The sequence below is a fragment of the Trinickia symbiotica genome (assembly GCF_003028655.1).
GTDB classification, from domain to species: domain Bacteria; phylum Pseudomonadota; class Gammaproteobacteria; order Burkholderiales; family Burkholderiaceae; genus Trinickia; species Trinickia symbiotica_A.
Window position 1 is genome coordinate 292,368 of the sequence record NZ_PYUC01000005.1, and the last position, 21,316, is coordinate 313,683.

A 21,316-nucleotide genomic window follows, 5' to 3' on the forward strand; every position below is an offset into this window, starting at 1 on the left:
CGGCTCTTTACCCGTCGCTGACCGTCCCCATCACCGCTGAGACTTTGGCGAGAATCTTACCAACGATTTAATGATCGACGACCGATCCACCGACGAGCCGATACGTTCCCTGCGTCTAGTTAGTGATCCTGCAGAACGCTTTATAATGTCCCTTGCTGGCTCCTCGAACCAACGATAAACGAGGATCGATAGTACGATAAGGGCGACGGGATTGATCGCAGCGCCAAGCGACTCATTGGGCACCACCATCTTCAACCATGCGCGGACAGGGCCTTGCAACAAATAGAACGCATAGCTCGCCCCACCAAGGACCAATGCCCACCTCTGAGAGAGCAGCGAGCTCAACCACGTACGGTCGGCAGCCAATTGATAAATCAGCAACCCGAACAAGACGGCAGCGAGCGACAGCCAGTGCGAATTGACCGAGCTGGTGAGCAATCCAACAATCACTAAAATGTTTGCCGAGACCGCGAAAGAAGATGTGAGACGGGAATGATGCCAGTGCGTCACGGTCGAGAATACCTGGCACAAAAGCATTCCATAAACAAACTCAACCATTCTCAGCAGCGGCAGCGGAAATCCTAGCAGCGCATCAACAAAATCATGATGGACAGCGGCTTGTGGGCTGATGAGGGGTAGCGCGAACGCTACCATCAATATAGACGCGATGACGACGCCGATCACTGCATACCCATTGGCTATTCGACCGACGATCGCAGATAAAATTGGAAAGCAGAGATAGAAGGCTACTTCCACGGAAAGTGTCCATGCCTGCGTTACCCAGAGGTAGCCTGCATCCGACCAAGCGGGACCCCACGACTGTATCATCAACAAGACGGTCGCCCCGGAGGCCAGAGACATACGCTGTGTCAGCGGAAACGCCAGAGCCAACGCCAGCAGGTATACGGGATAAATGCGTGCGACTCTCGACGTATAGAAATATACAACGTCACGCACTCCATTTAACCTTCCTGCATATTGGTGAGACAAGATGAATCCAGAAAGAATAAAGAATACACTTACCCCAAAAAAGCCGTGCTTTAAAAAATCAGTTACAGCGCTCGGGAAATGGGCCCTCTCGGACCAACCAGCGCCGAAGTGAAAAAGAAAAACCGCGAGCGCGGCAACGAATCTTAGCCCCGTCAGGGCTGGGAGCGCACGACTCATGAAACCCCCAATTTTTGTCAATACCGAACGCTCACATCCAGCACTACAATCTGCAATATTCGCTCGCGAGCTCATTTGCATGGATGGCTGGATCATACCCGGATAAATATGGCACCTCACTCAATGTGAAGCAATGGAGGATTTAAACTTGTCCGATCGAGACGATGACGTCTAAATGGATCGGGCTGCGGCTCGCTTCGTATTGCTCTCTTTCCTGACCCGGCAAACACCTTGACGTCATGCGTGTGGGGGCGGCGGCCGTTCGGCGCCCAAGTCGGGACGCGTGCATCCCATGCGCATGAGGTAGGAGATACGCCACGCGAATCCTCGGGCAACGTGGCCGAAACCGCCTATCACAGTCCCGCAACGGCTGACCGCATTCATTCAGAAACGCAATTTTTTATCTCTATGTTGCACGAACACGGTCCAGCGCTGACAATTTCGAACGTTAGCGAATCTACGATCACAAACTCGCCTGCCGAGAAGCACAAGATTTCATCTCGATGTTGCGGGCGTGCATGCAAATATACACGTCTGTCTATAAGCGCGGGAGATAGCATGCCCCCTACGCAGCAGTTCAACCGCCCAATCGTTGCGCTAACCAGCATTCGATTCTTTTCAGCCCTTACGGTGGCCGTTGGCCACTACACTCAGATGGGGCTGCTCCGCCTCCCTGCTGCAATCGTGGACGGCGGGAGACCAGCCGTCTCGCTTTTCTTCGTGCTGTCCGGGTTTGTCCTTGCGTATAACTATCACGGATCTATGGGACGAGTGGGCGTATCTCGGTTCTATCTCGCGCGCTTTGCGCGGATATATCCCGTTATGCTGCTTTCGCTGGCTTTGGCAGCATCAGTGACGGTATATTTGCTCGCGCAGCACGATACCGATCTGCTATACGGTTGGTATGCCATCAGAAGCCATGCCGGCATTAGCCTGTCACTTAGTCTTTTCGCCCAGTTACTTCTTTTGACTGCTTGGTTTCCGATAGCATGCATCAACCAGCCATGGAACGGACCTGCCTGGAGCATCTCATGTGAAGCGTTCTACTACGCGATATTTCCGTGGCTGCTATCTAAGTTGCATAAAAAGTCAAACATCTCGGTATCAATCGTTTGCCTCGCGGCATGGTGTCTCGACGGCGGCTGGATTTTTCTCACACTAAATTATCTTCCGGCAAATCGAAGTGGATTTGTCGTCTCTCAATTTCCGATTAGTCACCTGGCCGAGTTTGTAATGGGGATCGGGGCGGCACTGTACTTCGTCCGTGTCAGAGCGAACGGCTATTCAACGCATCGGCGCGGCGTGACGCTTGTAAGCTCGGCCCTGATCGCGTTTCCGTGCATTGCTGCCTACCCCTCTCCGGACCTCCTCTTCTTCTTCGAAGCGCCACTACTCGTAGCGTTCATTCTGGGGCTGGCGCTACTCGAGCGTCCCGTACTCGGATTGCTCGATCGGCGTCCGCTTTTACTGCTTGGAGAGGCAAGCTTTTCCTTATATCTCATTCACATTCCGCTGGCACATTGGGCGCATATTGCCGGCTTCACGAGAGACAACGGATGGATTGCGCTCGTCGTCGCGGTCGCCTTGAGCGTCGTGATTTTCGTGTCGTTCGAACGGCCGATGCGCCGACGAATCCTGCAGGGAGCTCTGCCGGCCGAGCTCCCGTCCGTCGGCCTGCGCGGTACCGCCGCGATACGCCTACCACCCAATACCAGCCCCGCTCAGGACATTTAAACCGTGATTGAGGGTAGCGCCTGTGCGGCGGACGCTTGCCCGACACGCGCACTCCGTCCGCAGGGAACCACATAGGGAGCCGATTCAATGGCAACAGTACCGTGCGAATCCACGTTTGCCACGCACCCCTCCACGGGCCGCAACCGGAGTGCAGCCCTGTGGATTTGGCTTTTCATCTGTCCGATGGCGATGGACTACAAGGCCGCCAGCGACAACGCGGATCATCTCGCGCAGATCCTGGTCGTTGCGCCGACGCTGTTCGCAGGTGCGGTTCTGATACTCACCGGGCCGCGCTTTGCCGAGCACTCGCGCCTGCGCGCGCTCGTATCGCTCGCGCTAATGCTAGCAGTGCCCGCAAGCGCCATCACGCAATGGGTCAATCGCAACGATTTCGACGAATACCTGCGCGTGTTGCTGCCGTTCATCCTCTTTCAACTTGGCTTCATCGTGGCGTGTCGCCCTTGGCGGGAGGCGCACATCTATCGAATGGAAAGGGCCATCTTCTGGGCCAACGCCATCAATCTCGCCTTCACGTTCGTCCATGGTATGCAGACGGGCGGCCCGCTCGCGGACGTGCGCTACCACATCGTTTCCGTGACATTGCTGGGCCTGCAGGGCGTTTTGCTGCACGAGTTCGTCATCGCGAAGCGCTTCACGACACTGACACTCGGACTGTTCTTCGCTACCATCCTCGTCGAACTCCTGAGCGTCACGCGCAGCCTCCTCATCGGCACGGTCCTGCTTTTCATGCTCGCCGTCTGGATGAGTGCGCCGTCATCGCGCCACCTTGTGCGCGCGCTGCTGCGTGCGGCGTTCGTGTCGATCGTGCTGGGCGGCATGGCGTTCGGCGCCGTATCGATGTTTCCCGCCGTGGCCCAGCACTGGGTACAGCGGATTCACGCCAAGGACAGCACGGCGACGGGCGAGGACCCAACGACGATCTCGCGTCTCGCCGAACTGAAGTACCAGTACGACGAAGTGACGTCGTCCATGACCTCGTTGCTCATCGGCGAAGGGTATGCCCACGAGTACGGTTTCTCGCCCGCTTACTTGCCGGATCTGGCGGGCCAGGTAACCAAGAAGGACTTCTATGCCACGCACACACGGGCGGCAGGCCACAACTTCTGGGTTTATCAGTTCTACGCGGGCGGACTGCTGTTCGGCATCGCATTGCCGTTTGCCATCGTCTACGCGCTCCTGCACTGCGCGATCACCTATCGCCGATGGCGCAGCGCCTTGCCGAACGCGCCATGCCTGTCCGTGCTCGGCCGCGCCATCCTGCTCACCGCCGCCCTACCAGCGATGTCGATCGGCGGCAATCCGCTTGGTCCGCGCTTCTCTGGTTTGATCTTCGGCCTTTCGCTTGGCCTGATGGTCGCCATGCACGGGCAACTGCGACGGCTCAGCGCGCACATGCGGCCAGCACCGCCGGCACAGCCCTGAATTTCCAATTCAGAGCGGCCCTGCGAGCCAGGCGGTACGGGAGCGCCCGTTCTTTTTGTCGAAGGGTTCTGAACATGACAGAGAATGCTGTGGAAGACTATGGCTGGGCCACCGAGAGCGGGCCGGAGTCGTGCGGCTATGTTGCGCCCCGAATCTTGGAATTATTGGGAGTTCTGGACGTACGCCGCGTGTTGGACATCGGTGCAGGAAACGGCGCGCTGTGTGCTGAGTTAGCCAAGGCAGGTTACGAGGTAGCCGGTGTTGAATACGACCCCAAGGGCGTCCAGTTGGCCAAGAGCGCCCACCCCAACATCCCCTTCTACAATTTCGGCGTGGAGGACGACCCCGCGCGTCTGCTGGCACACGAGCGTGCGTTCGATGCGATCGTATCCACGGAAGTTGTCGAGCATCTATTTTCACCGCACCTGCTGCCCATCTATGCCAGCCGATGTCTCAAAGCGGGCGGCTACTTCATCCTGTCCACGCCTTACCACGGATACTTGAAGAACCTTGCCCTATCGGCCCTCAACCAATGGGATGCCCACCATACGCCTCTCTGGCACGGCGGACACATCAAGTTTTGGAGCCGCGCAACGCTGACTGCGCTCTTATCGGCCAATGGCTTTCAAGTTGTCGGTTTTTCAGGCGTTGGTCGCCTGCCGTACCTATGGAAAAGCATGGTGCTCGTTGCGAGGAAGGCCTAGGCCACCCAGATCTCAAGGTGATGAAATGGATAATATTCAATCAAGAATTTACCCATGCACGCTTGTTTACATCAAGGCCTCAGTCCTTGGAAGCCCCAACAATAAAAGCAAAGACCCCCTGTCATATGTCCACCAATCGATATCTCTGAACAAAAGCCTCCATAGCGCCGGGATGCCCCGTCTCAATATTTATACGAATGAGCCGGATATTGTAGCGCAGGTGATATCGCATATACCAGCAGCATTGAGACCGGCCATCCACCATCTTGTTGCAAAAACGAGCGTGCCGGCGGAAGTGCGCTTCCATGCTGCTCATTTCAAACTCGACCTGATGGAATCGGTGGCCAAACAAATACCGCGCGATATTCTGATGGCGCTCCTCGATACCGATATGGTCGCGCTCAAGCCGCTGAACACCGCCATGCTCATTCGCTGCTCAGATGCCGGAGTTGGAGCCTTCGATATTTCGGATCAGGTTTTTCCCGCCTATGGATGTGATCGCGTGATTGGTGATCTGGAGATCGTGGCAGGCGGAAAATTGAAGAATCCTCGTTGGTACGGCGGTGAATTTTTGTTGACAACCCAACCGTTCCTGGAGACCCTCGTAAAAGAAGCCAGGTTGCTGTACGGTCGATATATTGATAATGTTGGAAGACTTCATCATCAAGGCGATGAGATGTTTATGTCTGCCGCTCTCAACACTCTTTCTGATTCCGGGCAAGAAATTGTTGAGGTTGGGGCGTACCAGGCCATTGGGAGGCACTGGAGAGGCAATACGCATAGAGACATGAGATGGTTTAAAAACTGCTCACTGGTTCACTTGCCATCCGGAAAAAAAATCATTGAAGAGGAATCCAAAATGATCCGGTTCGATGCCAAGCGGGTGCTCAGAAAGGTATATCTTTCACATCTTTCTGGAAGAATGTCGTTTATAGCGAGACAATCGCCTCTTTTCAAAAAGCTGCGGGCGGTCTGAGGCGCCGGCCGACTGGCTGGTGCGTGCCGCGCATAACCGCTGCCTGCCTGAGGGGGACAAGCTGTGGGAGCGAACCACGCGCGGCGAAGCGGTGGGGGAAATCGCCTTCACGGTGGCAGCGCGTCATGGCATCAAAGCGCGCACAGTGCACCAGCGCCTCGGGCGGCAGCATGTCGAATTGCCTGTGTGTGGCCTAGGCTCGTCAACTAGCTTGGCATTGCTCGGGTAAACCCGATACCCCCATTTATAGACCGCATTCCGCTCCCGGGCGATTCGCCGGATACGTGTCCGTTTGCACACGAAGGCGAGCCAGTCGTCAAAAGATTTGCAGAAACGACAACATGTTCCAACCGCGCCGGGACGGAGGCCGCTCCCAGCAGGGGCGGCATGACGTCAGGCGCTCGCCTTCCCAGCGATTATCCACATCGTTTTCCGTCCCCCACCAGCCTACCGCCCCCTGCGGCGTAGGAAAGCACCGACATTGCGGTCTCGATCGCTACGAGATCTTCGGCAACTCCTGATATTAACGAATATCGTCCACTGCCACGTAGGAAATCACCGACGCCGACGTCATCGATTACGACAAAATCTTCGGCGATTCTCGCCATTAAGTAATCCTCTGCGCATACCGATCCAGAAATATCCGACATCACCCTTATCAACCAACTACAAATCTTTCGCCGACTACCGAGATTGGCGAATACCTCCCCAGCGACGTAGGAAAGACCTGACATTGGCGTTATTGACCACTACGGAATCTGCCGGCGCACCCTGATATTGCAGAAATGTGATCTGGGTAACACTAACTCAAACGAAAGGCGCCGCTTCATCGCTTGATCGTTAGATGCCGTCAAGGCAACTAAACATCATAAACGAAGCAATCCGCGAGATTCCTCGTTTTATTAGCCATTTGTTGGCAATGGAATCCTTTTGTCTTTTGATTATCCATTACCTGAACGGTCATTAAATGAAAACCTCTTTCCTCTCGTCATCTGTCTTACGTTCGACGCCTGCCGTATCGATCCCGGCACCGAAGCGTCTGGTCGCAGCGCTGTACAGTATGGCCATACTCGGTTTGCCCGTTGCCCACGCGGCGGTGCCGACGAACTCAGTCATCTGCTCGGCGCCAACAGCGACCGCAGGCGGTACCCCCAATGGCTTGATCTCTGCCGATACGTTGAGCGCGGACAGCACACGCACGTTCACCGAAGGCAGCGCCTTCAAACTGTCGTTTGTGACGGCTGCGCCCGCGGCGGACAACGTCGTGTGGTCGGTTCAGGACTATCTGGGTAACATCCGGGGCAGCGGCACGTTCGCTGTCGCGGGTGGCACGCAGACCTACACGCTCTCATGCAAGTCTTCGGCGGCTGGCTATTTCGCTGTGACCGCGACGCTGAGCCGAGCGGGCGGGACGCTGCCCGAAGCCGGTACTCGCCCGACAGGGATCGCTACGTTCGGCATCCTGCCCAACGTGTCCGCCGTCCTTCCTGCTGTCGTGTTCGCCCATCAGGAGCAGCATCGCTTTGGCATGCAGGGGTTCAACGACAACGCGGGGGCACTCTCCGCGGTCGGCGTTTCGCAAACGATCGACGATCGCGAGCTCTCGTGGATGGAGCCTAGCGGCCCCAACACGTGGACGCCGTCGCTCTCCGATCTCGATCCTTTTTACACGAATGGCAAGATAATGCGCCTTGTCCGCCTCGACGGCATTCCAGCATGGGCCAGCCCGACCGGTGCCATGCAGGACGACACGAACGCCCCGACGGACCTGAGCTACTACCAGCAGTACATGGCGCGTGTCGGCCAGGACTCGGCGGCCATTCGGCAGGCCTATTTTCCGAATCAGCAGAACGATTACTACCAGGTGACGTGGGAGCCGGTGTGGGCCGATGCGCCGTCGAAACTCGTCGACATGTATAAGGCCGTCTACACCGGCTTGCACTCGACGGACCCGAACGCGGTCGTCATGGGCACGACCAACCCTTACATGGCCGACTGCCAGGGGGCATGTACGGGGGGCGTTCTGCAGACCTACGCAGCCCTGGGGCTCGGCCAGTACATCGACGGCGTCACCACGCACGGCTACTACAACGCCGGCACCTACCCCTCCCACCCGCCAGAGTTGAACGACACCAACCCGGATCCCGCCTGGGTCCGCACTTCGCTCGACAAGCAGATGCAGGAGTTGCGCTCGGTCATGCAGGGCATCAAGCCGAACATGCGGCTTTGGCAGACGGAGCTTGGCATCCAATACGACCCGGGCGTGACCTACGGTCCGAATTCGCCCTCGGCCAATCAGCTCTTCGCTCAAGCCGCTGTCGCAGCGCGCGCCCACCTGATCATTCTCGGCGAAGGCGCGCAGGTGACCTACTTCTTCTATGGGTCCGATTACCCGGGCGATGTCGGTTACGGCACGTTCTTCGACCTCGTTCACCCACAAGGACAATGTGGCGCGTCGAACCTCAGTCCGAAGCCCGAAGCCATGGCATTCGCGGCGATGACGCGCATCATCGACGGCACCCAAACGCTCGGTCGATTGAACGGCTTGCCCTCCATGGTCTATGGCTACGCCTTCCAGCGCATGGGCGGCGGTAAGGTCATCACGGCCTTGTGGACCCACAACAACGCCGCTTGGCCGACTTCGACGGGCGCCTACAGCCCCACCTATAGCACGCGCTATGCGCTCACGGTCGATGCGCCCGGAACGAGCGGCGAAGTCATCGTCTACGACATGATGGGCAATCCGACGAAACTCGCCTATACGAACGGCGTCGTTCAACTGAAGCTCACCGAAACACCGCAATACGTCGTATCCACGAACGCCAGCGTGATCCAGGCCAACGTCACCGCGCCGGTCGGCTACACCGGGCAGTAATATCCCGCGGCCCAGCGGCAACGTCGGGCCGTTCTTCGAGACCTTCTGAGGCGCCGCGTCCGCGGCGCCTTTTTATTTAGCCTTACGGGCCATGCCGTCTAACGTCTATCCCTTCAGCCCAACTTTGGCTGAATATTCTGGGTGAATGCCTACAATTTCGCCATCTCCACGGTCGAGACGGTGATCGCAAGTCCGATTTAGCTGGGTGGAATACATGAAATCGGAGTCCGGTACCTCCTCTAGCGTCAGGAGGCATCACTACCACATTAATGCTCACCGTGATTCACTCCGCGCTCGGCAAATACACTGAGCGCGATCTATCCTGAACGTCGCATTAGCCTGCTTGTCACACGCCCGCGCGCGTCTATACTTCACTCGATCAATCGCGGTTTATCGGTTCGTGCCAAGCGTGCTTTACGGCCATTGTCCGAGGGGCCTACGATGAAGGTGAAGCCTATTACGAGGGCCGGTAGAAGAACACCGATCTATGCCATCGTTGGCTTTGTCGCGCTCGTGGGAAGCGCGGCCTTCGCATGGTTCGGTCACCGCTCGCCGAAGCCATCTGACATCGAGCCCCCCGAACGCGTCGTCATCGCCAATATCGTGTACACAGGTTCTTGCCCCGTCGTCGTCGCGCAAGCCAAGGGATACTTCAAGAGCGAGGGCATCGAGGCCACGGTGCCGCTTTACTTGAGCGGGAAGGCAGCGCTCGATGCGCTGCTCAGCGGCAAAGCCGACCTGGCCATATCGGGTGACCTGCCGGTCGTGCTCGCCGTGATGAACGATCAACCGTTATCCGTGGTCGCGACCGTTGCCCGGGCGGAGAACGATATCGGCGTAGTCGGCAGAGTCGACAAGGGGATCACCACGCCCGCCAGCCTAAAAGGCAAGCGAATCGGCGTCACGCTCGGGACCGGTAGCCACTTTGTGCTTGACGTCTTTCTCGCCAGACACCATCTGGCGCTTGGCGATGTCACTCTGCGCGATCTCACGCCAGCGGCGCTGTCTGGCGCGCTCGCCCGAGGCGAAATCGATGCGGCATCGGCGTGGGAACCGATCCTTGGGGCATTGCGAAGTCAGTTGGGCGCCGATGGCATGACCTTCCTGGCAGGCGACATCTATAGCACAACGCTCAATCTGACAGGCATGCGCGCCTATGTTGCCGGGCATCAAATGGTCCTCCAAAAAGTCGTGCGCGCCCTGATTTCTGGAGCCCGCCTCTGCCGAAATCAACCGGACGAGGCGCGCGCGCTGGTCCGCGCCGCATTCAATGTCGGCACGGCCGAGTTGAATGCGACGTGGCCCGACTATCGGTTCCGCGTGACGCTCGATCAAAGCCTTCTGCTCGGACTCGAGGACGATACACGGTGGGCGATCAGGGACGCGCTGACTCGACGCATGGACATGCCCAACTACCTCGACTACGTCGATCTGCATGCGCTGGAGGCGGTGGCGCCCGCGGCGGTGACTCTCATTCATTGATGGCGCGCCTATGAAGATATCGACTCGCCTCGCGCTGACCGGGCTCTTTGCAGCGCTTGCCATGGCGATCATTGGCACCATGCTGTTCATCGCCGGTCAACAGGTGAAGTCGGACCTCGCCAACAACGAAACCGCCAGCAGCATTTTGAATGCGGTCAGTTCGCTCCGGTACCTCACGCTAGAGTATGTGCGCGGCCACGAAGCGCGCCCGCGCAACCAGTGGCAATTGCGAAACGCGTCCCTCGCGAAACTCCTCTCAGATGCGACGGGATTCGCCGGCGGCCAGGAGATGGCCACGATCGACGACCTTCGTCATAGACAAGGGAACATTGAAGCATTGTTTGCTGAATTGCTCCAGGATCGTAGCGGAGTGCAAACCGTCGGTACCAACGACGCGGTGATGCAGGAACTCGAGATCCGACTGACAGGGCAGATCCTGAACCGCACACAAGACATGATTTCCGACGCGCTCAGTCTTTCCGACAGCACCAGGCGCAGCGTGCGGAATGCCCAGCGGCGGATGAACATAGCGGCCGCGCTATTCGCGGCCGTAGCGGTGGTGACGCTCCTGGCGACATTGAATCTCATGCTGCGAAGCGTGATTCGGCCACTCGCGCTGATGCGTGAGGGCACGGTCATCGTCGGGGCGGGCGACCTCGAGCACCGGCTCGCCGTCACGTCGAGGGACGAGATCGGGGAGCTTTCGCGGGCGTTCAACGAGATGGTCGAGGCGCTCAGAAAGACCACTGTTTCGCGAGATCAGCTCGAGCACGCAAACGAATTGCTTTTGAAGGAGGTCAGCGAACGCAAGCAGGCCGAGGAGCGCTTCCGACGGGTCGTCGAGGCAGCACCCAACGCAATGATCATCATCAACCGCGACGGCCGCATCGCGTTGGTGAACTCTCAAACCGAAAAGGTGTTTGGCTACGCCCGCGACGAACTTGTTGGGCAAGGCATAGAGCTGCTTGTGCCCGAGCGGTTTCGGCGCGACCACCCCGGCTACCGGTCCGCGTTCTTCGAGAATCCGGGCAACCGCCCTATGGGTGCAGGCCGCCACCTGTACGGCCTGCGCCAGGACGGTACCGAAGTGCCGCTGGAGATCGGCCTCAATCCGCTCGAGACAAGCGAGGGAATGCACGTCCTGGCGGCCATTGTGGACATCACCGAGCGCAAGCGGCAAGAGGAGCTCTTACGCGCAACTGTCGAATCGGCGCCTACCGCGATCGTCATGGTGGACCATACCGGACGTATCACGCTGGTCAATGCGTTGACCGAATCGATTTTCGGATATGAGCGCGATGAGCTGATCGGCCAGCCTGTGGAAAAGCTGCTGCCGCAACGTTATCGCGCGACCCATCCAAAACTTCGTGGAAGCTTTTTTCTGGCCCCAAGCGCGCGTCGGATGGGCGAAGGTCGAGATCTCAACGGTCAGCGCAAAGACGGCTCGGAATTTCCGGTGGAAATCGGACTCAACCCGGTTGAGACCTCCACGGGCTCATTCGTGCTTGCCGCAATCGCGGATATCACGGAGCGAAAAAGGGCCGAGGAAGAGTTGCGCCGGCGAACCGAGGAGTTAGCCCGCTCCAATCGCGACCTCGAACAGTTCGCCTACGTCGCCTCGCATGACCTTCAGGAGCCGTTGCGGGCCATCGCTGGGCCGCTTCAGCTGTTGCAACGACGCTATCTTGGACAACTCGACGCACGGGCCGACGAATATATCGGGCACGCCGTCGACGGAGCGAGCAGGATGCAGACGCTAATCGACGATCTGCTTGCATTCTCGCGCATGGGAAGGTCCGCGGAACCCTGGGAACCGACGGAATCCGCCCAGGCGCTCGAGTATGCACTCGGAAATCTGAGCGCCGCGATCGAGGCGAGCGGCGCCCAGATCGTCCATGAGGATTTGCCTGTGGTTCATGCGATTTCCACGCAGATCTCGCTACTCTTCCAGAACCTCGTGGGAAACGCGATCAAATTCCGAAGCAAAGACCGCCCTTTGCGAATTCACGTGGGAGCCGACGCTCGCAGCGATGCCTGGGTGTTTCATGTCAGGGACAACGGAATCGGCATCGATCCGCAGTACTTCGAACGAATTTTTCTCATTTTTCAGCGCTTGCACACGCGTCGCGACTATCCCGGCACGGGAATCGGACTGGCACTGTGCAAGCGCATCGTCGAACACCACGGTGGCCGTATCTGGGTCGAGTCCGATCCGGGCAACGGCACGACGTTCCTTTTTACACTGCCGCGCGACCCGGGCAGTCCATCGAAATAGCCGTTCAACCGGATAGAGGTAGTCCATGCTTGTCGATGCAAAAGGCAACTTGGCCGACATCCTGCTGGTGGAGGATAGCCCGACCGATGTCATGATGACCCGCGAAGCCCTCGAGGATTACAAAGTGCTCAACCCGCTTCATGTGGTGGAGGACGGGGTGACTGCCATGGAGTATCTCAGACGTCAGGGGATGTATGCGACGGCTCGCCGACCAGGCATGATCATTCTCGATCTCAACTTGCCGAGAAAAAGCGGTCGGGAGGTGCTCGAGGAATTGAAAGCCGATCCGGAGCTCGGCACGATCCCGGTCGTGATCCTGACCACGTCCAGGGCAGAGGAGGACGTGATCCGATCTTACGGCCTACATGCGAATTGCTATATCAACAAACCGGTGGATTTTTCGAAATTTACGGAAGTCGTTCGCAGCATCAACGATTTCTGGCTCGGCGTGGTTACCCTGCCCCCGATCAAGCAGCCTTGAGTCGCGAAGCAAGAAGAAGACGCGCTCAGCAGGCAACGAGCGCACCATGACTAATGGTGCGTGCGTCGTACTCGGCTATCAGAGAGAATCCCGCTTCCTTCAACCAACGGCGGTGGTCGCTGGCGGGATGGTATCGGCAGGATCATTCTCGGAGACGAGCTGTGACTTGAGCTGCTCGATGCGCGCTCGTATACGCGCGATCTCGCCATCTGGTAAGAGCTGACCCGCCGAGCTCAGGTAGCACTCGAGCTCATGAATGCGTTGACCAGCGGATCCTGATTCTCGATCGATGAACAAGATGTCATGCGCAGTCGTCGACCGTATGGCAAAAAATGGCACGTCCGCGCGCAAAGGAAATATCGTGTCCGAATGCACCCCACGGACGGCACTTAGCGGATGGAACTCGCCGATCATCAGCCCCGCGCTCATATAGATCGGCTTTAGTATCGAGTGCGCACAATCTATGAACTTGTAATACGCAGCCGCAGACAGGCCTGTCGGAAAGACGCACAGCGACAGTAAATCCGATCGGCCGGAAAAGCCGGCTGAGATTCGCCTGTAGAGCTTCGGTACCTGCAGCATGATTTCCACAAACGTCTCGAAGTTCATGTCACCGCAGTCGAACGTACAAAAGTATAAAGCTGGCTCCTCATGGACCGGCCGTGCGAACGGACAGACGGCTCCCCTACGCCCCAGGTGAGGGTTCGGTCGCATGACAAATCGCTTCATCCATTCGAGTCCGGCACGAAACGTCGCCGCGACCTCGGCATCCGGGATCGAGTGAATTGAGGTTGACAAGTAAAGCGACCGTTCGATTTCGATAAGCGCGGCCTCGATCGAAGATTGAGCTCGATCGGAATTGCTGGCAATGTTCATCATGTCGGTCGTCAATCAAGTCATTGCCTTGAAAAGACGCCCCCACTCGTAGTCATAGCGATCGGGGGAAAATGGAAAGATCCCTCCACCGGGCGTAAACGTCAGCTCGCCGAAGTAGATTTTGTCGTCGAAGACATAAAGATCCACGCGGGCGTAGCCAAGCCCTTCCACCAAGCGCGTGGCAACTCTGATCACCTCTTCCCAATGGGGCGGGGGCGGTGGAGGAACCCCGCTTCCGGAAAATTCGCCCAGTTCCAAATCGAGCGGACGCCACTGCGCGTCGTAGAGATCGATGCGTTCATTTCCAAAGCGATCTTGCACGACGCCGGTATAGATGACCGGCCCCTGAGAGGTATTGCCGAACATGTTCATCTTGAAGTCCGGCGGAATCTTGCCGGAGCTGTCGAGAAGCAGTGTTTCGAAGAGGATACGTGGCTTGATCGCACGATAGTGCCGCTCTCGCCCTTGGCGGTAGTAGTCAGTGCGAAGCCACCTGTCAGCTATTGCCCGTAGCTCGCCGAATGATCGCTTCGACTTGTCCCAAACGACTTCGACGAATCCCGACCCGTGATTCGCTTTCATGACAAATGAAGCTGGGAGCGAATTGAAAATCTCTTGCGTGAATACGTCCGGCGCCGCAATCAACGGAATCAAATATTTCTCACCGATCCTGTCCCTGACGTAATCGCGAACAGCCAGCTTGTCGGCCAACTTGCTCCACCGCGGATTCGGATGAAGACATCGAGCCAGAATCATCTCGTTGAATGTCTCAGGATTTCTGAACCTGGGAAACCGTCCGATCTTCCTGCGATGCGAGATCGCCAGGAACACGTGATCCGGTAACAGGAGTTTCGCTCGACGCAACCATCCATCGCCTGCATCGCGCAAGACCTGCTTCAAGCGTTCCGTGCGCTCGTGCAAATGCAGGAAGCCGACGCGCGCCCCTGAGACCTTTTCGATTGGCCTGGACATGGAGCCGCCCGTCATTGGAAGCGTACGCTGCAGCAACCGAGGTGCGCGTCGTGCGCGAGTCGCCGAGGGACTCCTCCCCAGTTGCTCATATGCGTCTGCCGATCTTTCCCCGCCATTGCAGCCCCCGCTTTGTTCAAATTGTCCGCAATCTCGCAGCGACTATCGCTTATGCGATCGCTCTTTCTCTCCGCACTGCCGAGAGCACTGCGCTCGTGTTCCGCAGAAACTGTGCCAACGTTTGCGTACTTGTTCGAGGAAGCGCGTGAGCGCGACAGCCACGACGGCCCGATAAACGGAAACGCGCCAGCGCGCCTCCCAATCGATCGCCCAATGAAAGCCTTGCCCGCTCGGCATGTGGCGATTCGTTACGTAACGATGACGTAACGCCGAGCCATATTTCGCGCAAGCAGGAGGCATGGAGTGCAAGGGTTGTGGGCGTCATGGAGAACAGGATATCGGCGCATTTCACTATCCCGCGAGTCACCGATTGCGACGTTCAATAAATGCGCCGCCGATATGCGGTGTGCTTCTTGCTCGTTCCTTGTTTCGTTACGCTGACATTGAACGGGCGATACCGTGCGTACCCGATCCGCTTGCGCTGCGATGGTTCCGCGTCACGTCACATGGCGATCGCTCATCGCTGGTTTGTATTTGCTTGCGAGCCTTGGGTTTCCCCGCATGGATGCGCAAAGCGGAGAAAGCGCATTCGTCGGGTTATCGTCACGCGACAATCTCGTTACAAGCATGCCTCAGCGCTCGGCGCCCGCATCGGCGTCCGGCTCGATGCCGCAATCGACCGCGGCGATCGCTTGCAAGCTGCGATCGACGACATCCGGCGGCTTCGCCAATGGATTGATCGCAGCCGATACACCAAGCACTGACGGAACACGCCTGTTCCCAGAAGGCAGCTCATTCCACGTATCGTTCGTCACGGCGGCCCCGACAGCCGACCACGTCGTATGGTCCATCCGAGACTACCTGGACAATGTCGAGGTCAACGGTACGTTTCCCGTCGCGGGCGGCACTCGCACGACCACGCTTTTGTGTCGGTCCAAGGTAAGCGGTTATTTTGCGGTGTCCGCGACGTTGTCCGCGGCGGGGGGAGCGTTGCCGCGCGCCGGCACCCGCCCGTCAGGAATCGCAACGTTCGGGATCTTGCCGAATGTGTCCGCATACCTGCCTGCCGTCACATTCGCGCACCAGGATCAGCATCGTTTCGGTATGCAAGGATTCAACGGCTACGCTCGAATGTTGGCGGCCCTGGGGATATCTCAAACGATCGACGATCGTCAGCTCTCGGTCATGGAGCCAAAGAGGCCAAACGCTTGGAGACCATCGGTGACCGGGGTAGCGTCCGTCTATAAGAACGGAAAGGTAATGCGCCTTATCCGCCTCGACGGCATTCCAGCATGGGCCAGCCCGACCGGTGCCATGCAGGACGACACGAACGCCCCGACGGACCTGAGCTACTACCAGCAGTACATGGCGCGTGTCGGCCAGGACTCGGCGGCCATTCGGCAGGCCTATTTTCCGAATCAGCAGAACGATTACTACCAGGTGACGTGGGAGCCGGTGTGGGCCGATGCGCCGTCGAAACTCGTCGACATGTATAAGGCCGTCTACACCGGCTTGCACTCGACGGACCCGAACGCGGTCGTCATGGGCACGACCAACCCTTACATGGCCGACTGCCAGGGGGCATGTACGGGGGGCGTTCTGCAGACCTACGCAGCCCTGGGGCTCGGCCAGTACATCGACGGCGTCACCACGCACGGCTACTACAACGCCGGCACCTACCCCTCCCACCCGCCAGAGTTGAACGACACCAACCCGGATCCCGCCTGGGTCCGCACTTCGCTCGACAAGCAGATGCAGGAGTTGCGCTCGGTCATGCAGGGCATCAAGCCGAACATGCGGCTTTGGCAGACGGAGCTTGGCATCCAATACGACCCGGGCGTGACCTACGGTCCGAATTCGCCCTCGGCCAATCAGCTCTTCGCTCAAGCCGCTGTCGCAGCGCGCGCCCACCTGATCATTCTCGGCGAAGGCGCGCAGGTGACCTACTTCTTCTATGGGTCCGATTACCCGGGCGATGTCGGTTACGGCACGTTCTTCGACCTCGTTCACCCACAAGGACAATGTGGCGCGTCGAACCTCAGTCCGAAGCCCGAAGCCATGGCATTCGCGGCGATGACGCGCATCATCGACGGCACCCAAACGCTCGGTCGATTGAACGGCTTGCCCTCCATGGTCTATGGCTACGCCTTCCAGCGCATGGGCGGCGGTAAGGTCATCACGGCCTTGTGGACCCACAACAACGCCGCTTGGCCGACTTCGACGGGCGCCTATAGCCCCACCTATAGCACGCGCTATGCGCTCACGGTCGATGCGCCCGGAACGAGCGGCGAAGTCATCGTCTACGACATGATGGGCAATCCGACGAAACTCGCCTATACGAACGGCGTCGTTCAACTGAAGCTCACCGAAACACCGCAATACGTCGTATCCACGAACGCCAGCGTGATCCAGGCCAACGTCACCGCGCCGGTCGGCTACACCGGGCAGTAACTTCCGACTGGGCCTCGCGTCTCTCGCCGAGCCCCCTCCGCCGATCAGCTCGATTCTTGGTGATGATCTTCTCCTCCGAACGCCGCGGAGCGTCGAGGTCCTCCTTCCTCGGCCGGTAGCAGCACCGTATCTGCGGGCCCCAATAGTCTCCCGTCTTGCGAGCGAACCTCGAGGCGCTTGAGCGGCAGGCCCTGCTCTTTGTCGACGAGTCGCACGTACGACTCGGAGGGTTCGAAGAAATAATCCTCCCCCCACTGCCTCAATGCGACGAGAAGCGGAAACAGCCCCTGGCCTTTTTGCGTCAACACGTATTTCTGGTAGGGGCTGCCATCGGACGCCGGAACGGACTCGAGAATGCCATGTTCGACGAGCGTGCGAAGCCGTGCGGACAAAATGTTCTTGGCGAGCCCGAGACTTTTCTGGAATTCGCCGAAGCGCTCGAGGCCGTTGAAGGCATCGCGAACGATGAGCAAAGACCACCAATCGCCGATCGCATCCAAGGGCCGCGCTATCGAACAGGGCACGTCCCTGTGACTCGTTCGCTTCACCATGACGCGCCTCCGCACGACCATCTAAATCAGGCATCTATTCTAAATGAGCGCGCAAGCGTCACGTACCGGCAGGCTGCCGCGCCCCTCTAGCGCGGAAAATGATGGCGCTGATCGCACCGAGCACCCATACACCCCCAATCCGCCATAGAGCATGACCCAGCGAAAACCGTGCACCAACGCGGCACGAGCGATCGCGCCGGACGCGTCGATATGGCTGAATTCCGGGAAGCCGTGAGCAAGCCCCGGCAGATTCCCCGCCGCGATTCTCTCGGCCAGCGCCCGCAGTTGTGCGGCATCGAAGGAGGCTGGCAACACGCCTCGCAAATAGCCGGCGATGCCGGCGACGAGGACGAGCCCCATCAAAGCGATGTTGATCGCAAGCGTGATCAATCGTGCGCTGATGTCCATGCCCGAGGCCATGCCCGCGCGGTTGGACGGAACGGAGCCCGTGGTGGTGTTCGTGGTGGGCGTATTGGTCAAGCCTAGCCCGACACCGGCGATCAGCGAGCCGGGAAGCATCGTCAATCCGCCGGCGTGCGTGAACCCTGCACCGAACCGCATCAGCATGAAGCCCAAGCCAATCGTGAACATGCCGAGCGGAACGATCACGGCCGGCTGGTAACGATGCGAAAGACGCTCGGCGAACGGCGGGACCACGAGCGTGGGAAGCGTATAGGCCAGCAGCGACAAGGACGCGGCGACGATATCGTAGTCCAGCGCGCTTTGGTAATAGATCGGCAAAAAGATGATGAACGGCCAGAAGCTGAAATTCATGCCGATCGAACCCATGATGGCGCCCGAAAACCTTCTGATGCGGAAAACCGAGAAATCGAACATCGGATGGGGGTTGATCTTCTCGACGAGCAGGAACGCGATGAAGCTCGCGATGGTGGCGGCGATGACGTACAAAGAGATGCTGCTCGCAAAGCCGAACTCCGAACCCTGCGTGATGTAGTACGTGAGGCCGAACACGGCGAGCGAAAGCGTAACGATGCCGAGAACGTCCAGTTTCTTCGCCTCGGGATCGCTGGATTCGTCGACGCTGCCGAGCGCAAGAAGGAGCGTAATAATCGATATGGGCACATGAATCAGAAACACCCATTGCCACCCCGACAGCGCGGCGATGGCGCCTCCGACGATCGGTCCGAAGCCCAAGCCGAAGCCGAGAAAGATGCCCCAAATGCCGAACGCCTTGATCCGCTCCTGCCCTTCATTGAACTGGTGCGAAAGAATCGCGATCAGGCAGATGAGCATCGCGCCGCCTCCCATCCCCTGGACGAATCGCCCCGCGATCAAGAGCGGCGCACTATGCGTCAGGCCGCAAAGCAACGACGCCAGCCCGAATACGATCACGCTGATGACGAAAAGACGCTTTCTGCCGTACCGGTCCGCCAAGGTTCCGGAGGCCATCAGCACGGTCGTGCACGCAATCGTGTAGGCGTTCATGATCCATTGCAGGTCCCTGAAGTCGGCCTGCAATACCTTTTCGAGCGTCGACAAAATCACCGGCACGCTCGAGATTTCGAGCGCGAACATCAGTTGGGCCAGGCACAGCGCCGCCAAGGCAATGACGTTCTTGCCGGAGCGGGAGTAGGAGATATCCATGGGTCATTCTTCCGAGAGGGTTGATGGACCGACACCGCCACAAATTGGCGCGGCGCGAAGGAGTTGCGTGCGACGACATGGTTTCAACATGAAACCCATGGAATGCTAGGTAGAGAAGTTTTAATTTGCAACCATTCTCACGTAAGGGGAATGGTCTTCGGTTTCCCTACCGATCCGCCTACCGGCCGCCCGCCTCCAGACGGCATATCCGCCGGCTCCGGTACAATTTGACGAATCGCTCCGCCCGCGCGGTGCATCGGCTTTGCAGTCCGCCGGTCCGCCCCGCTGAGCCCCCTTACCTCGACGCAGGCCCCATCTCATGACCAGCAACGAAGCTCTTTTCGAACGCGCCCAACGGTCGATCCCAGGCGGCGTGAACTCCCCGGTGCGCGCGTTCCGTTCGGTCGGCGGCACGCCGCGCTTCGTCGCACGCGCGCAAGGCCCCTACTTCTGGGACGCAGAGGGCGTGCGCTACATCGACTACATCGGCTCATGGGGGCCGATGATCCTCGGCCACGTTCATCCGGAGGTGCTCGAAGCAGTGCAGCGCGTGCTCGCCGACGGGTTCTCGTTCGGTGCGCCGACCGAGGCCGAAATCGAAATCGCGGAGGAAATTCGCAAGCTCGTGCCGTCGATCGATCAGGTGCGCCTCGTATCGAGCGGCACCGAGGCGACGATGAGCGCACTACGTCTCGCGCGCGGGTTCACGAAGCGTGAACGTATCGTCAAGTTCGAGGGCTGCTACCACGGCCATGCCGACAGCCTGCTCGTGAAGGCGGGCTCGGGGCTGCTGACGTTCGGCAATCCGACGTCGGCCGGCGTGCCGCCTGACATCGCGAAACATACGAGCGTGCTCGAGTACAACAACACGGAGGCGCTCGAAACGGCGTTCGCGGCATTCGGCGACGAGATCGCCGCCGTCATCGTCGAGCCCGTTGCGGGCAACATGAATCTCGTGCGCGGGAATCCCGATTTTCTGCAAGCGCTGCGGCGGCTTTGCACGCATCACGGCGCCGTGCTCATCTTCGACGAAGTGATGTGCGGCTTTCGCGTCGCATTGGGCGGGGCCCAGGCGCTCTACGGCATCGAGCCCGACCTCACCTGCCTCGGCAAAGTGATCGGCGGCGGTATGCCCGCGGCAGCGTTCGGCGGCCGGCGCGACATCATGGCGCATCTCGCGCCCGAAGGCGCCGTTTATCAGGCCGGTACGCTGTCCGGCAATCCGATCGCGGTCGCCGCGGGCTTGAAGACATTGCAGCTCATTCAGGCGCCGGGTTTCTACGAGCGTCTCGGCGAGCGCACGGCCAGGCTCGCCAACGGCCTCGCCGCCGTGGCGCACGAAGCGGGCGCGGCATTCTCGGCCGATGCCGTCGGCGGCATGTTCGGCATCTATTTCACCGACAAAGTGCCGGCGAGCTTCGCCGACGTCTCGCGCAGCGACATTTCCCGCTTCAATGCGTTCTTCCACAAGATGCTCGATGCGGGTGTCTACTTTGCGCCGTCGGCCTACGAAGCAGGCTTCGTTTCGATCGCGCACGACGATGCCGTCATCGACGCCACGCTCGACGCCGCGCGCAGTGCCTTCGCGGCGCTTGCCGCATGATGCG

Annotated in this window: 16 protein-coding genes; 10 read left to right on the top strand and 6 right to left on the bottom strand. The window is 59.0% G+C overall.

The window, feature by feature from the left end; genetic code table 11:
• Positions 1–30: 30 nt before the first annotated feature.
• Positions 31–1,248, bottom strand: a complete 1,218-nt coding sequence (locus C9I57_RS12175; RefSeq protein ID WP_181321809.1) for an acyltransferase family protein — start codon at positions 1,246–1,248, stop codon at positions 31–33.
• Positions 1,249–1,725: 477 nt separating this feature from the next.
• Here C9I57_RS12175 and C9I57_RS12180 point away from each other — a divergent pair, with 477 nt between their 5' ends.
• From C9I57_RS12180 to C9I57_RS12215, 8 genes are all read left to right on the top strand, one after another.
• Positions 1,726–2,901, top strand: a complete 1,176-nt coding sequence (locus C9I57_RS12180) for an acyltransferase family protein (protein WP_181321810.1) — start codon at positions 1,726–1,728, stop codon at positions 2,899–2,901.
• A gap of 87 nt (positions 2,902–2,988) precedes the next feature.
• Entirely contained in the window at positions 2,989–4,344 is a 1,356-nt protein-coding gene (locus tag C9I57_RS12185) for a hypothetical protein (protein ID WP_181321811.1), read from the top strand.
• Between the two features lie 74 nt (positions 4,345–4,418).
• Positions 4,419–5,048: a class I SAM-dependent methyltransferase gene (locus C9I57_RS12190; protein ID WP_107150910.1), complete on the top strand. Its 630-nt coding sequence runs from the start codon at positions 4,419–4,421 to the stop codon at positions 5,046–5,048.
• Positions 5,049–5,073: 25 nt separating this feature from the next.
• On the top strand, positions 5,074–6,024 hold the full coding sequence (locus C9I57_RS12195) for a hypothetical protein (RefSeq protein ID WP_146166204.1): 951 nt from the start codon (positions 5,074–5,076) through the stop codon (positions 6,022–6,024).
• A gap of 967 nt (positions 6,025–6,991) precedes the next feature.
• A complete protein-coding gene (locus C9I57_RS12200; RefSeq protein ID WP_258187611.1) occupies positions 6,992–8,899 on the top strand; it encodes a hypothetical protein in 1,908 nt (635 codons plus the stop codon).
• Positions 8,900–9,340: 441 nt separating this feature from the next.
• Positions 9,341–10,381: an ABC transporter substrate-binding protein gene (locus C9I57_RS12205; protein ID WP_107150912.1), complete on the top strand. Its 1,041-nt coding sequence runs from the start codon at positions 9,341–9,343 to the stop codon at positions 10,379–10,381.
• Between the two features lie 10 nt (positions 10,382–10,391).
• Entirely contained in the window at positions 10,392–12,656 is a 2,265-nt protein-coding gene (locus tag C9I57_RS12210) for a PAS domain S-box protein (RefSeq protein WP_107150913.1), read from the top strand.
• Between the two features lie 25 nt (positions 12,657–12,681).
• Positions 12,682–13,137, top strand: a complete 456-nt coding sequence (locus C9I57_RS12215) for a response regulator (protein ID WP_107150914.1) — start codon at positions 12,682–12,684, stop codon at positions 13,135–13,137.
• Between the two features lie 99 nt (positions 13,138–13,236).
• Here C9I57_RS12215 and C9I57_RS12220 read toward each other — a convergent pair whose 3' ends face one another.
• The 3 genes from C9I57_RS12220 to C9I57_RS32730 form a co-directional block, all read right to left on the bottom strand.
• The gene (locus tag C9I57_RS12220; protein ID WP_107150915.1) at positions 13,237–14,028 is read right to left on the bottom strand and encodes a DUF6875 domain-containing protein; all 792 of its coding nucleotides are present in this window, start codon (positions 14,026–14,028) and stop codon (positions 13,237–13,239) included.
• Positions 14,029–15,021: an ATP-grasp fold amidoligase family protein gene (locus C9I57_RS12225; protein WP_258187612.1), complete on the bottom strand. Its 993-nt coding sequence runs from the start codon at positions 15,019–15,021 to the stop codon at positions 14,029–14,031.
• Positions 15,022–15,734: 713 nt separating this feature from the next.
• Positions 15,735–15,953, bottom strand: coding sequence for a hypothetical protein (locus C9I57_RS32730; RefSeq protein WP_181321820.1), 219 nt, complete (start codon positions 15,951–15,953; stop codon positions 15,735–15,737).
• Positions 15,954–16,362: 409 nt separating this feature from the next.
• Between C9I57_RS32730 and C9I57_RS12235 the strand changes: the two genes are divergently transcribed.
• Entirely contained in the window at positions 16,363–17,553 is a 1,191-nt protein-coding gene (locus C9I57_RS12235) for a hypothetical protein (RefSeq protein WP_258187613.1), read from the top strand.
• A gap of 44 nt (positions 17,554–17,597) precedes the next feature.
• On the opposite strand, the gene C9I57_RS12240 is transcribed toward C9I57_RS12235, so the two are convergent.
• Positions 17,598–18,104, bottom strand: coding sequence for a winged helix-turn-helix transcriptional regulator (locus C9I57_RS12240; protein WP_107151076.1), 507 nt, complete (start codon positions 18,102–18,104; stop codon positions 17,598–17,600).
• A gap of 39 nt (positions 18,105–18,143) precedes the next feature.
• On the bottom strand, positions 18,144–19,703 hold the full coding sequence (locus tag C9I57_RS12245; protein WP_219909870.1) for an MFS transporter: 1,560 nt from the start codon (positions 19,701–19,703) through the stop codon (positions 18,144–18,146).
• 325 nt (positions 19,704–20,028) lie between these two features.
• Here C9I57_RS12245 and hemL point away from each other — a divergent pair, with 325 nt between their 5' ends.
• Positions 20,029–21,312: a glutamate-1-semialdehyde 2,1-aminomutase gene (gene hemL / locus C9I57_RS12250; RefSeq protein WP_107150918.1), complete on the top strand. Its 1,284-nt coding sequence runs from the start codon at positions 20,029–20,031 to the stop codon at positions 21,310–21,312.
• The last annotated feature ends 4 nt before the right edge of the window (positions 21,313–21,316 follow it).

What these genes read in the sequence shown, in the direction of transcription:
- C9I57_RS12175 (WP_181321809.1), bottom strand. Translation starts at nt 1,248, where the DNA reads ATGCAAATGAGCTCGCGAGCGAATATTGCAGATTGTAGTGCTGGATGT.
- C9I57_RS12180 (WP_181321810.1), top strand. Translation starts at nt 1,726, where the DNA reads ATGCCCCCTACGCAGCAGTTCAACCGCCCAATCGTTGCGCTAACCAGC.
- C9I57_RS12185 (WP_181321811.1), top strand. Translation starts at nt 2,989, where the DNA reads ATGGCAACAGTACCGTGCGAATCCACGTTTGCCACGCACCCCTCCACG.
- C9I57_RS12190 (WP_107150910.1), top strand. Translation starts at nt 4,419, where the DNA reads ATGACAGAGAATGCTGTGGAAGACTATGGCTGGGCCACCGAGAGCGGG.
- C9I57_RS12195 (WP_146166204.1), top strand. Translation starts at nt 5,074, where the DNA reads ATGGATAATATTCAATCAAGAATTTACCCATGCACGCTTGTTTACATC.
- C9I57_RS12200 (WP_258187611.1), top strand. Translation starts at nt 6,992, where the DNA reads ATGAAAACCTCTTTCCTCTCGTCATCTGTCTTACGTTCGACGCCTGCC.
- C9I57_RS12205 (WP_107150912.1), top strand. Translation starts at nt 9,341, where the DNA reads ATGAAGGTGAAGCCTATTACGAGGGCCGGTAGAAGAACACCGATCTAT.
- C9I57_RS12210 (WP_107150913.1), top strand. Translation starts at nt 10,392, where the DNA reads ATGAAGATATCGACTCGCCTCGCGCTGACCGGGCTCTTTGCAGCGCTT.
- C9I57_RS12215 (WP_107150914.1), top strand. Translation starts at nt 12,682, where the DNA reads ATGCTTGTCGATGCAAAAGGCAACTTGGCCGACATCCTGCTGGTGGAG.
- C9I57_RS32730 (WP_181321820.1), bottom strand. Translation starts at nt 15,953, where the DNA reads ATGGACCATACGACGTGGTCGGCTGTCGGGGCCGCCGTGACGAACGAT.
- C9I57_RS12235 (WP_258187613.1), top strand. Translation starts at nt 16,363, where the DNA reads ATGCGCCTTATCCGCCTCGACGGCATTCCAGCATGGGCCAGCCCGACC.
- C9I57_RS12240 (WP_107151076.1), bottom strand. Translation starts at nt 18,104, where the DNA reads ATGGTGAAGCGAACGAGTCACAGGGACGTGCCCTGTTCGATAGCGCGG.
- hemL (WP_107150918.1), top strand. Translation starts at nt 20,029, where the DNA reads ATGACCAGCAACGAAGCTCTTTTCGAACGCGCCCAACGGTCGATCCCA.